Source organism: Vibrio sp. 2134-1, from assembly GCF_033339495.1.
In genome coordinates, this window is sequence record NZ_JAWOUS010000459.1 from 1 (window position 1) to 684 (window position 684).

Genomic DNA, 684 nt, shown 5'->3' on the forward strand with positions numbered 1-684 from the left:
CATCAAAGCGCCAAAGATGTTGCCAACTTGGCCTCACAATGTATTCGTCAACTAGAGAAACTTACGCCGCCAGATCCGCTCGACCCCGACAACTGGTGCCATATTGGTATCACTATGTACAAAGAGGGAGAGCGACACAGCCAAATTATTGATGAGGCGGAAACGGCACTCAGAAGTGCGCAGCTACAAAACAACAATAACTGGAGCCGTTTTAAGAAATGGAACCACGATGAAGAAGCGCGCGGAAGTGTGAGATGGCGTACGTTATTTGATACGGCACTTACATCAGAAAATGTGATACTCTACGCACAATCGGTTCACTCAATAAGTGATGCGACGCATAAAAAAGCCTTACACGAAGAGTTAACATGTCGAATTCGGGATCCTGAAAATGGCATTGTTAAAGCGTCCCGATTTATCTCTGCTATCAGACAAGTGGGCTATGAAGCTCAAATGGATAGAGCTGTACTTCATAAATTCTTAAAAGACTTTAAAGAGAATTTTGACAGCTCTAAAAATTATGCTCTAAATCTAAATGTGACGCCTTTTTCGAGTCGCGAATACTTCAAGTGGTTTCGTGATGAACTATTACAGTTGTCACGCGAGCAGAGAAAGTGTCTCAATTTTGAGTTTGTGGAAGCACAATTTGTAAGACACTTAGACTTTATGCGACCAGTCGCTAAA

1 protein-coding gene is annotated in these 684 nt (G+C 42.5%); it reads left to right on the forward strand.

Going from position 1 to position 684, the window contains the following annotated elements; all coding sequences use genetic code 11:
* The coding region (locus tag R7R78_RS26610; protein WP_225474671.1) for an EAL domain-containing protein at positions 1–684 on the forward strand (684 nt) is incomplete at both ends.